This window comes from Vibrio harveyi NBRC 15634 = ATCC 14126 = KCTC 12724, assembly GCF_001591145.1.
In the GTDB taxonomy this organism is placed as follows: Bacteria; Pseudomonadota; Gammaproteobacteria; order Enterobacterales; family Vibrionaceae; genus Vibrio; species Vibrio harveyi.
In genome coordinates this window covers 1-11,580 of sequence record NZ_BCUF01000007.1, presented here as the reverse complement: position 1 = coordinate 11,580, position 11,580 = coordinate 1, and the positions used below count along the sequence as shown (strand labels likewise).

The following is an 11,580-nucleotide window of genomic DNA, read 5'->3' as shown; positions in this document are numbered from 1 at the left end:
AGAAATGCATCTCGAAGCAAAATTGAATCTTGATGCTCAGGTGGAAGAGGTTTCTTGTGGCGACGATTAAAGATGTATCTGAATACGCAGGGGTTTCTCAGGCAACGGTTTCTCGCGTGATTAATGGCACTAGCCGTGTAAGTCACGATAAGAAGCTGAAAGTCGAGAAAGCGATTCAAGAACTTGGCTATCGTCCAAACTCAATCGCTCAGGCTTTGGCGTCTAGTCGCACTGGCAGTATTGGCATCATCGTGCCAGAGCTTGGTGGTCCATTTTACTCTGGCATTTTGCACAGCATGGAAGAGCGTCTGCGCCGTTTCGGTTACCACGTGGTGGTGACTGCAGGTTCAAACTCTGAGCAAAGTCAGCGTGAGTCAGTGGAATTTCTGCTTGGACGACGCGTGGATGCCATCATTTTGCATGCACAAAACCTGACGGATGATTATTTAATCGATCTTAAAGAAAAAGGCATTCCGGTGGTACTGGTGAATCGCTTTATTCCAGAAATGGCGCAATGCTGTATTGAGATCGATAACGAATTTGGTGGTCAGTTGGCGACCGAATACTTGTTGCGAATGGGGCATCGCAACATAGCGTGTATCACCGGTCCTCTGGACAAATCTGACGCACGGGGGCGTCTACAAGGTTACCGCAAGGCTCTTGAAGAAGCGGGAATCGAGTATGACGAAGCGTTGGTGTCCGAGGCCGGTTTTACCGAAGAATCAGGGGAAAGCGCAATGCGTAAACTGTTGAAGCGCGATTGTCATTTTACTGCTGTATTTGCGTGTAATGATCATATGGCGTTCGGTGCTTACGAAGTGCTGAAAGCCAATGGTGTAAACGTTCCGGAGCAAATCTCTTTGGTGGGGTTTGATGACATTTTATTTGCACGCTACCTCACGCCAGCCCTAACCACAGTTAACTTCCCTATTGAGCAAATGAGCGCTGAAGCTGTCCAGCTCGTGATTCAAATTCTCAATAAAAATAAACGAGATGTGAACTTCAAATTGTCGCCAAGCTTGGTGCCAAGAAGTTCAGTCAAGGAACTGCATACCCTATAAAACGATAATTAAGGACAACAACATGAAACTGAAAACTTTGACGCTTGCCATGACCGCTGCTTTGGGTGTTGCTGCAACGGTAAATGCGGCTGATGAAACCAAAATTCGCTTCGATGGTTTCCCTGATTTTGATAGTAGCTTGAAAGTGCTGCTACCGGATTTCGAGAAGGAAACTGGCATTAAAGTGGATTACCTAATGAATAACCACGGTGACCACCATACCAAGCTGACAACCAACTTGGCGACGGGGTCTGGCGCAGGTGATGTGATTGTTGTTGATGTAGAAAAAATCGGTCCATTTGTGGCGTCTGGCGGCTTAGTTAATCTGTCTGAAAACTATGGTGCAGACAAATACGCAGAAAACTTTGCGCCTTATGCATGGGCACAAGGTAAAGGTGCAGATGGCGATGTGTATGGTATGCCAGTCGATTTAGGTCCGGGTGTGATGTACTACCGCACTGACATTTTTGAAAAAGCGGGCATTGATATCAATGAAGCGATCAAAGATTGGGACTCTTATATTGCGGCGGGTGAAAAGCTGAAGCAACAAAACGTACAACTGATCGCGTCTGCTGCGGATGTGGCACAAGCGATTATCTTTACCACAGTGCCAGAAGGTGAAGGTCTATACTTCGATAAAGATGGCAATCCAGTCGTGACCTCTGAGCGTTTTGTGCACGCGTTTGAAGTGGCGAAAGAGATTCGTGATAAAGGTTTAGATGGTCGTATTCTTGCGTGGTCAAACGAATGGTACGAAGGCTTCCGTAACGGCACATTTGCTACTCAGCTTTCGGGGGCTTGGCTACTTGGTCACCTAAACAACTGGATTGCTCCTGAGACTGCAGGTAGCTGGGGTGTATCTAACCTTCCTGATGGTATTTACGGTAGTTGGGGTGGCTCATTCCTATCGATTCCAACCCAATCTAAGCATCAAGACGAAGCGTGGAAGCTGATCGAATACATGACAACTCGTCGCGATATTCAGCTTAAACACTTCGAAACTATCGCAGCATTCCCTGCAAACACAACAACTTACGACGACCCTATGTTTGAAGAGAAAGTCGAGTTCCTTGGTGGGCAGCAAGCGCGCTTATTGTTTGCTGAGGTGGCACAAAACATCAAGCCAGTGGCACCAGCAAAAGGCGACCACGTTGCTCGCTCTATCATCCTAGAAAACGCACTGATGGAAGTGCTGGATGAAGGCAAAGACATTGAAACGGCATTGAAAGAAGCGGAACGCATGATTAAGCGCCGCACCCGTAATTTGTAAGCATTTCGCCATTTGGTAAGCAAGGAGGGCGAATCGCCCTCCTGAGTAGAGGTCGTTACTATGAATCATGCAGCGAGCAAGGTTATGGAAACATCACAACGTGAGAGCATTTTTTCTCGTCTAAGTTTGAAAGCGCTTACACCGTATGGATTCCTATTGCCGTTTTTGATTATTTTTTCTGTTTTCGGGATCTTCCCGTTACTGTTTTCAATTTTTCTTTCTTTCCATGAGTGGAACCCAGTCGAAGGTTTGGGTGCGATGGATTACGTCGGGCTAGAGAACTACCACATTGCTCTGACTGACCCGTGGCTGTGGCGCTCATTGAAGAACACCCTTTGGCTAGCCATTACGTCTGGTGTGGCGCAGCACTTAGTTGCTCTGCCTGTGGCGTACATTCTGGTGTCTTTGGGTGACCGTTTCCGTCATTGGTTGACGTCGGCTTATTTCCTGCCGTTCATTACGTCAACGGTGGCTGCGTCACTTATCTTCTTCAACATGTACTCGCCAAACTCAGGGATCATCAACCAAAGCTTAATGGCATTGGCAGACAGCACACTATTTGGTTGGGCATTCTCTTGGGTGAACGACTTCCAGCCAATCCGTTGGTTAGATGACGCAACCATGGTAAAGCCTTCTATCGCCATTATGGTGTTCTGGAAATACACCGGTTTTAACATCGTGCTATACACCACTGGTTTGATGACGATTCCTAAAGACATCCTAGAAGCGGCTCGTATGGATGGTGCAAACGCATGGCGTCGATTCTGGAGCATTTCACTACCAATGATTCGTCCATTCATCTTCTTTGCGGTCACCATGACCATCATCGGTAACTTGCAGTTGTTCGAAGAACCCTTCGTTCTAACGCGCGGTACGGGTGGTACAGGTCAGTCTGGTTTAACCATCTCAATGTACCTCTACAAAGTGGGCTGGGAATGGCTAGAGATGGGTACAGCGTCAGCGATTTCGTGGCTGCTCTTTACCTTGATTGCAGGCTGTACAGCGGTTCAATTCTTCTTCTTCGGTAAGAAAGGTCTAGGGGAGCAATAAGATGAGTACTAACACTTTACCTGCGGCGCAGCGTTGGCGTCCAAGCGATCGCAGTATCGAGATCTTCACAAAAATACTGATGGTGATGCTCGGCTCAATCCTGATTGTTTCTGCCATCATGACCGTATTTCCGTTCATTTGGTCGGCGCTGTTATCAACCCGTGACCGTACCGAAATCTTTGGCACTGGGATTAGCTTTGCGATTGGCGATAGCTTAGCGGTCAACTACGCAAAACTATTGGAAATCATGCCGTTTTGGCAGGCGATGTTTAACTCTATCTACATCGCATTCCTAGGCACCACAATTTCACTGCTGTTTTGTAGCATGGGCGGCTATGCGTTTGCGGTGTACAAGTTCAAGGGCAAAAACGTGCTGTTTGGTATGTTGGTTGGCTCAATGATGATTCCGCCAGTGCTGAGTTTGATCCCTTACTTCATGATCGTGAAGTTTCTCGGCTTACTCGATAACCACTTAGCGGTTTGGTTACCGTTCACAACGACACCATTTGGCATCTTTTTGATGCGTCAGCACGTGGTGGCTTCGATTCCAAAAGAGCTGTTAGAAGCGGCGAAGCTCGATGGCGCAGGTGAATTTAGAACTTACTGGAGTGTGGTATTGCCACTGATGAAACCGGCGCTTGCAACTTTGGCTATCGTGCAGTTTGTCTTCTTCTGGAACATGTTCATGCAGCCACTCGTGGTACTTACAACGCCAGAAAACTACGTGATTACGCAGGCACTGCGAAGCGTGCAGGGCATTCCGAATACGCCGTGGGGAGCGGTGATGCTCGGAACAACCATCTCCATTTTACCGTTAGTGATTACTTACTTATTTGCCTCTAAACAGATGATCAGCGGCTTGACCTCTGGTGCCGTCAAGGGCTAAGCGAAACAAAAGGTTTTATAACAATGAATAAATTCCAATTACCACAAGATTCAAAATTACGTAGCCCAGAGTTCCTATTTGGTGTCGCAACCTCTTCTTATCAGATTGAAGGCGGTGCGCAGTTAGGTGGTCGTACGCCTTCGATTTGGGACACGTTTTGTAATAAGCCAGGTGCAGTCGACAACGCAGATAACGGTGATGTGGCATGTGATCACTATCATTTGTGGAAGCAAGACATCGAGATGATTCAAGGCTTAGGGGTTGGCGCATATCGTTTATCCATGGCATGGCCGCGCATCATTCCAGAAGATGGCAAAGTGAATGAAGAAGGTTTGAAGTTCTATGAGCAAATCATCGATGAGTGTCACGCACGTGGTTTGAAAGTTTTCGTCACGCTTTACCACTGGGATCTTCCGCAATACCTAGAAGACAAAGGTGGTTGGCTAAATCGAGAAACTGCTTACAAGTTTGCAGAGTATGCGGATGTAGTTAGTGCTTACTTTGGCGATAAGATTGATTCTTACGCGACACTGAACGAACCGTTCTGTTCAGCCTACCTAGGTTACCGTTGGGGTGAACATGCTCCAGGTCTTAAGGGTGAACGCGAAGGTTTCTTATCAGCACACCACCTAATGCTGGGTCATGGTCTTGCGATTCCACACATGCGTAAGAATGCACCAAATGCGATGCACGGTTGTGTGTTCAATGCGACGCCTGCTTACCCATACAGCGAGGCGGATATCGGTGCGGCAGAGTATAGTGATGCGGAAGGTTACCATTGGTTTATGGACCCTGTATTGAAGGGTGAATACCCTCAGTTGGTCTTAGATCGCCAATCGCACAATCTACCGATGATTCTGGAAGGTGACCTCGACATCATCCAAACCGATTTGGACTTTATCGGGATTAACTTCTATACCCGTTGTGTGGTGCGTTACAACGAACATGGTGATATTGAAACCGTTCCTCAACCAGAACAAGAGCACACGTTCATTGGCTGGGAAATTCACCCTCAGGCATTGACGGACTTACTATTGCGTCTGAATGACCGTTATCCAAACTTGCCGCCACTTTACATCACTGAAAACGGCGCAGCTGGCGATGACCATTGCATTGCTGGCGAAGTGAATGATGAGCAACGTGTGCGTTACTTCCAACTGCATCTAGAAGCGTTGGATGCTGCGATTAAAGCAGGTGTGAATGTGAATGGTTACTTCGCTTGGAGCTTAATGGATAACTTCGAGTGGGCTTACGGGTACAAGCAGCGCTTCGGCATTGTCCACGTGGATTACCAAACACAAAAACGCACCTTAAAAGCGAGCGCAATTGCTTACCGTAACATGCTGCTAGATCGAGCAGAGGAGAACCAGTAATGGCAAAAGTCGAATTCAAAAACATCAAAAAATCCTACGATGATGTTGAGGTAGTGAAACACTTCGACTTCACGGTGCAAGATGGAGAGTTTGTGGTTTTCCTTGGTCCATCGGGCTGCGGTAAATCGACCACGCTACGTATGCTTGCTGGGCTGGAAAGTATAACGGGTGGTGAGATTTACGTTGGCGATAAGCTGATGAATAAAATCGATGCGAAAGATCGTGACCTTGCGATGGTGTTTCAAAGCTATGCGCTGTACCCACATATGACGGTATACGAGAACATCGCTTTTGCACTGAAACTGAAAGGCATGCCAAAAGACCAAATCGATGTTGAAGTGCGTAAAGCGGCAAAAATGCTTGAGTTGGACGCACTGTTAGATCGCAAACCAAAAGAGCTGTCTGGTGGTCAACGCCAACGTGTTGCGATGGGGCGTGCCATGGTTCGCACGCCTAAGGTGTTTTTGTTTGATGAGCCATTATCGAACCTAGATGCCAAGTTGCGTGGTGTAATGCGTGAAGAGATCAAACAGCTTCATCGTGAGCTAAAAACCACCACGATTTACGTAACCCACGATCAAATTGAAGCGATGACACTGGCAGACCGTATCGTGATCTTGAAAGATGGTTATGTAGCTCAAGTTGGCACACCAACGGAAGTGTTCCAACGCCCGGCTAACAAGTTTGTGGCGCAATTCATTGGCAACCCATCTATGAACATGTTGGATGCCAAGCTGATTGGTGAAGACGGTAACTGGGAAGTGGAATTGGGTGATGTTCGTATTCCTCTACCAGAGCGTTTCAAAGCACACGCATCGAAGAACTTAGCACTGCACTTTGGTGTACGTCCTACGGACATTCATCTACGTGCTGAGCAAGTGGATCATGACCGCGTGCTGCCATTCCCTGTCAAAATTAAAGACAAGGAGCTACTAGGTGCAAGTATTCTACTGAAAACGGAAATTGCTGGTCAGCCATTAATGGTTGAAACACAAGCTGCGGAAGTGGATGTGGATAGTTTAACTCTCTACTTGGATTTAGATGCGATTCATCTGTTTGATGCACTGAGTGAAAACTCGCTAGCGACATTCTAAACCCTCGATATGAAAGCCAGTGCGCGCTTGCGTACTGGCAAATTATCTAGCTCTCATTTCCCATATCCAAACGTTGTCGCGTTCCCCGGCGCAACTTATATTTCTATTATTAGCTTGCTGGGAAAATTCCTACAATGAAAAAGAAAAAAAGAGCAGCATCTATTTACGATGTGGCTAAGTTGGCTGGGGTATCACCGAGCACCGTTTCACGTTTCCTCAACCGTACAACTTTTGTCTCGGACGATAAAAGCCAAAACATAGAGAAAGCGATCAAGTCACTGGGCTATAAGCCGAACTATCAAATGGGACAAGGCACTAATACGCGTTCCATGACGATTGGCGTTCTTATCCAACATCCAGAAAGTCCGCACACCAGTCGTATCCTTAACGATATGGAAAAGGTTCTGAATGCTCAGGGGTACTCGTTGGTGATTGCGACGGGACATTGGCAGCGTTCATTGGAATCGCATGCTTTGGAGTATTTGGCGAAGAGCAATGTCGATGGCGTCATCATTGTAACGGGCAGTTTGACGGAAGCGCAGATACTGGAATATGCAGAGCGAATTCCGGTTGTTGCGGTTGGATACAATGTCATTGGCGATAAGGTTAGATCCATAAATATAGATAATGTATTGGGTGGATATATGGCGACACTGCATTTGATGCAGCAAGGCCATGTTAACATCGCGCATATTAAAGGGCTTTTGAATCAACCAGACGCCGTTGCTCGCTTTGTTGGCTACAAGAACGCACTGCAAGAGGCTGGCATTAAAGTGCTACCAAAATTGGTTAAGCAAGGCGACTTCAGCAGTGAGTCCGGTTACGCCAAAACCGTTGAGTTGATCGAATCCAAAGTGCATTTCTCTGCGTTGTTTGCTGCCAATGACCAAACGGCTTATGGAGCAATAAAAGCTCTGCATGACCATGGTTTTCGTGTACCAGAAGATGTATCCGTGATCGGTTTTGATGATTTGCCGACCTCACAGTATTTTACGCCAGCATTAACCACGTTGCGTCAGCCAATTGAAGAAGTCGGAGCGCTCAGTGCAGAGTCCATTCTTAATTTATTGAGTGGTGAGAGACACGAGGTGCGTTTGCCACCTATTGAGTTGATTGTTCGTCAATCTACTGCTTCAAAGTTTCGTCAGTCAAGCTAAGGCAATCCGTCGAATGCATTAGAAAATATTTTCCGAAACGCGACGAAATTTTGTTGTATTTGTGACCAAACTCCGTCTAGAATTCGCGCCTGCATTTTGGTGGTTAAGTGTTCAATTGCCGAAATGTCCAAATTCTAATAAATCTAATTTTTTGAACTGCCTCACAGTTTTCTGTGGGGCAGTTTTTAGTTGTAGGAAAGGTCTCAATTCATGCCTAAAAGCCAGAATATCAACCAGCGTATGTCTATCGTGGCATTGGCTTGGCCGATACTTGTCGAAATATTGCTACGGACGGCTTTAGGAACCAGTGATGTATTCATGCTGAGTGGTTACTCGGATAAAGCCGTCTCTGCGGTTGGGGTTATCACGCAGCTCACGTTCTTCCTGATCATCGTATCCACCTTTGTGAGTAGTGGCACGGGCATCTTGATCGCGCAATACAACGGTGCAGGGCGTGAGAAAGACTCCGTTGATGTTGGCGTTGCCAGCGTAGCTTTGTCCGTTATTGTTGGTGCATTTTTGAGTGTGCTTGCTGTGATCGGTGCGGTGTTCTTCTTACCTTACTACGGGTTAGAGGCGCAGGTTGAGCAATACGCAAGAGAATACTTGCTGATCAGCGGTGCGATGACGTTCAACGTAACGATTGGTATCGTCTTCACCACAATTCTGCGCAGCCATGGTTACTCACGCTCACCAATGGTGGTGAACCTTATCTCTGGTGTATTCAATATCATTGGTAACTACATTGCTTTGTACCAGCCTTTTGGTTTGCCTGTGTATGGCGTTGAGGGCGTTGCGGTGGCGACTGTCGTCAGCCAAGTGATCGGTACTTTGCTATTAGGCGTGATTTTGAAACGCAGCAGTATTGAATTGCCAATGTCTAAGCTCAAACAAGTTCCGAAAGAGGTCTACAAAAAGATCTTAAAAATCGGTGGCATGAACGCGGGCGAAGTACTGTCTTACAACATGGCGCAAATCTGCATCGTGTACTTTGTGGTGCAAATGGGTACCTCTTCGCTAGCGGCATTTACCTATGCGCAAAACATCGCACGTTTCTCTTTCGCGTTTGCGCTCGCGATTGGTCAGGCAGCGCAAATCCAGACAGGGTACTACATAGGCAAAGGTTGGGTGACCAGCATTTTGAAACGTGTGCAGATCTACTTTTTGATTGGCTTTGCGGCGTCAACAGCAGCGACGTGTTTGATCTACCTATTCCATGAAGAGATTCTGAGCGTGTTTACCGATCAGCCAGAAATCTTGGCATTGGCGGGCGCATTGGTCATGGGGTCAATCGTGCTAGAGGCAGGACGCGTGTTTAACCTGATCTTCATTTCGGCACTCAAGGGGGCGGGCGACATCAAGTTCCCCGTACAGATGGGTATTCTGAGCATGTGGGGATTAGGTGTGGTGTTTTCTTACATCTTCGGCATTCACATGGGTTATGGCGTGATTGGTGCTTGGATGGCAATTGCTCTAGATGAATGGGTGCGCGGTATCATTATGGCAAGACGCTGGCGCTCTCAAGTGTGGACGAAGTTTAAAGTCAGTTAACTTCCGTTCATAAAAACCAGAGATTCCAGACATCTCGTTCCTCGATTCTGGAATGACAATGTTTAGTTATGGTGATTGGAAACCTAACTCTATAACGCGTCATTCCCGATAGCGACGAAGGAGCGCAGTCGGGAATCTCTTACTTGCTCTAAACGTAAAAAAGGCGCTGTAACTCAGCGCCTTTTTGCTATCTGCTTTTCACGTAGAGTCACTTTAAAACTCACACTCTGCTTGGAAACACATACGCTCCTTGCTGTACGGATGATCCAACTCTAACATCTCCGCATGCAAATGCAGACGGTTGGCTTTCTCGCCATATAAGCCGTCGCCAACCATCGCCATGTTCAAGCCCATGTGGTGGGCACTGTGTACACGCAATTGGTGGGTACGCCCCGTTTTCGGGTACATGTACACCTTGCTGCGTCCGTCTTTTATTTCAATCAGTTGCCAGTAAGTTTCGGCAGGTTTACCGTGCTCAAAGCACACAAGTTGACGTGGACGGTCATCTGGATCGCCACGCATCGGAAGCGAGATTTCACCTCCAGGCTCAGTTAATACACCTTCAAGCAGTGCCATATAACGCTTTTGTACGCCGCGTGTAATGAACTGCTTTTGCAAGCTCTTGTTCGCGCGTTTGGTTAAAGCAAACACCAAAACCCCCGACGTTGCCATATCTAAGCGATGAATCACAAATGGCCCTTCGACATCTGGGAACATTGTTTGAAGACGTGTGTACGCGGAATCCTTGATAGTTTTACCCGGAACAGAAAGCAGACCCGATGGCTTGTTGACGATCACCATGGCTTCATCTTGGAACAGTATTTCTAACTCTTTATCTTCTGCCCAATTTTCTGCCAATGGGTTTGGCTCCACATCCAAGCCTTGCAGCATGTGTCCCAAAATCGGCTGACACTTGCTGTTGCAAGATGGGTAAAACTTTTTGTGTTGGCGCACTTCCGATTTCGGTGATACGCCCCACCAAAACTCAGCTAATGCTAGTGGTTGGTAGCCATGCTTGTATGCGAACTGAAGTAGTTTCGGAGCGGCACATTCACCAGAACCGGCTGGTGGTACTGGATTGGTAGTAGAAGCAAAAATGTCCACCAAGTCGCGCTCTGCGTTGCGGTTGTCCAAGAAGCGGTATTGCTTATGCAGTTTGTGTTGTAGAGCATTAGACAAATCTTTGCGCTGCTCTTTGAGCCCTGCCAGTGTTTGTTCTAGCTCGGCTAAGCGCGCTTCTTTGATTGCCAGCCTTTCGTCCCAAGCTTGTTTGAGGTACTTGAGCACATTCTTCTCAGCAACGCTTTGTTTACCCAAATCATCCAGTAGCGCTTTTAGATCTTCTGGATTCAGTGTTTGTTCGCCTTGTTTGCGCTGTTGTTTGCGTTCTGCACGACCGGTAATCATCACTTGGCGCTGGGCATTTTCTTCTTGTTGATACGCTTCGCGGTCGGCTTTGATTTCTGCTTTCAGTTGTGCCAGTTCTGGATTAGCAGCAAAGGCTTTGTATTCCGCATTCGCCGCGTTAATAGCATCCGTCTCGCCACGAAAGAAACCTTCTTCCGTCAACATGTCGAATACGGGTGGAACAAAACCAGGGAGCAAGTTTTGATCGGCAATTTTGCCAGAGAACGCACTGAAGTAGCCAAGCTCACCTTGTGGATTACGCACTAGCAAAACACCGAACATCTTACCGCGTCCACTTTGCTCATCCTCAAGACCAAAATCGTGCTCAAAGTCAGTTTGTGTCATGAGGTGCTGCTGTAATTGCTCGGCAGCCAATACACACAATGGGTGAGGGGTGTAGTAGAACGGAAACGTAAACTGCGCTGGCAAGTTATAGCCAGAAATGTCTGCAGAAAATCGAGTAAAGCATTGTTCAGGCGAGTGCATGAGAGTGAGTCCGCGCGAAATAAAAATCGAGCACGGATTGTACCTGTTTTGGCTGTGATTGCTATTCGAAGGCGCTCCTGGGCTGACGGTATCGGCTCGCTATGACTCCTTATCTCAATGATTTTCATTGCTTAGAACGCAGAAATTAGGATTGCGTTTGAAATGATTAATTTGAGTGATGTACTGTTTTGATTGATATACCCAAGTGACTTCAAGATGCAGGATTCAGAGCATTGTCATTGATT

9 protein-coding genes are annotated in these 11,580 nt (G+C 47.1%); 8 read left to right on the top strand and 1 reads right to left on the bottom strand.

The genetic code is table 11. The features are described from left to right. Positions 1-56 precede the first annotated feature (56 nt). From VHA02S_RS05445 to VHA02S_RS05410, 8 genes are all read left to right on the top strand, one after another. Positions 57-1,061: a LacI family DNA-binding transcriptional regulator gene (locus VHA02S_RS05445; protein WP_005448990.1), complete on the top strand. Its 1,005-nt coding sequence runs from the start codon at positions 57-59 to the stop codon at positions 1,059-1,061. Between the two features lie 22 nt (positions 1,062-1,083). Further along, a complete protein-coding gene (locus VHA02S_RS05440) occupies positions 1,084-2,331 on the top strand; it encodes an ABC transporter substrate-binding protein (protein WP_005448993.1) in 1,248 nt (415 codons plus the stop codon). A 60-nt stretch (positions 2,332-2,391) separates the two neighbouring features. Beyond that, positions 2,392-3,381, top strand: a complete 990-nt coding sequence (locus VHA02S_RS05435) for a carbohydrate ABC transporter permease (RefSeq protein WP_005448995.1) — start codon at positions 2,392-2,394, stop codon at positions 3,379-3,381. Position 3,382: 1 nt separating this feature from the next. Further along, positions 3,383-4,267, top strand: a complete 885-nt coding sequence (locus tag VHA02S_RS05430) for a carbohydrate ABC transporter permease (RefSeq protein ID WP_005448996.1) — start codon at positions 3,383-3,385, stop codon at positions 4,265-4,267. A 23-nt stretch (positions 4,268-4,290) separates the two neighbouring features. Beyond that, positions 4,291-5,640, top strand: coding sequence for a GH1 family beta-glucosidase (locus VHA02S_RS05425; RefSeq protein WP_009696616.1), 1,350 nt, complete (start codon positions 4,291-4,293; stop codon positions 5,638-5,640). Continuing rightward, a complete protein-coding gene (locus VHA02S_RS05420) occupies positions 5,640-6,734 on the top strand; it encodes an ABC transporter ATP-binding protein (protein ID WP_005448999.1) in 1,095 nt (364 codons plus the stop codon). The genes VHA02S_RS05425 and VHA02S_RS05420 overlap by 1 nt, the downstream gene beginning before the upstream one ends. Positions 6,735-6,868: 134 nt before the next feature. After that, positions 6,869-7,891: a LacI family DNA-binding transcriptional regulator gene (locus VHA02S_RS05415; RefSeq protein ID WP_009696617.1), complete on the top strand. Its 1,023-nt coding sequence runs from the start codon at positions 6,869-6,871 to the stop codon at positions 7,889-7,891. A 210-nt stretch (positions 7,892-8,101) separates the two neighbouring features. Continuing rightward, positions 8,102-9,442 (top strand): MATE family efflux transporter, encoded by a 1,341-nt coding sequence (locus VHA02S_RS05410; protein ID WP_005449001.1) that lies wholly within the window; start codon positions 8,102-8,104, stop codon positions 9,440-9,442. A gap of 213 nt (positions 9,443-9,655) precedes the next feature. Here VHA02S_RS05410 and VHA02S_RS05405 read toward each other — a convergent pair whose 3' ends face one another. Next, positions 9,656-11,335 (bottom strand): RluA family pseudouridine synthase, encoded by a 1,680-nt coding sequence (locus VHA02S_RS05405; RefSeq protein WP_038898448.1) that lies wholly within the window; start codon positions 11,333-11,335, stop codon positions 9,656-9,658. Between the last annotated feature and the right edge of the window lie 245 nt (positions 11,336-11,580).

Coding starts and splice junctions, on each gene's coding strand:
- VHA02S_RS05440 (WP_005448993.1), top strand. CDS start 1,084: ATGAAACTGAAAACTTTGACGCTTGCCATGACCGCTGCTTTGGGTGTT.
- VHA02S_RS05435 (WP_005448995.1), top strand. CDS start 2,392: ATGAATCATGCAGCGAGCAAGGTTATGGAAACATCACAACGTGAGAGC.
- VHA02S_RS05430 (WP_005448996.1), top strand. CDS start 3,383: ATGAGTACTAACACTTTACCTGCGGCGCAGCGTTGGCGTCCAAGCGAT.
- VHA02S_RS05425 (WP_009696616.1), top strand. CDS start 4,291: ATGAATAAATTCCAATTACCACAAGATTCAAAATTACGTAGCCCAGAG.
- VHA02S_RS05420 (WP_005448999.1), top strand. CDS start 5,640: ATGGCAAAAGTCGAATTCAAAAACATCAAAAAATCCTACGATGATGTT.
- VHA02S_RS05415 (WP_009696617.1), top strand. CDS start 6,869: ATGAAAAAGAAAAAAAGAGCAGCATCTATTTACGATGTGGCTAAGTTG.
- VHA02S_RS05410 (WP_005449001.1), top strand. CDS start 8,102: ATGCCTAAAAGCCAGAATATCAACCAGCGTATGTCTATCGTGGCATTG.
- VHA02S_RS05405 (WP_038898448.1), bottom strand. CDS start 11,335: ATGCACTCGCCTGAACAATGCTTTACTCGATTTTCTGCAGACATTTCT.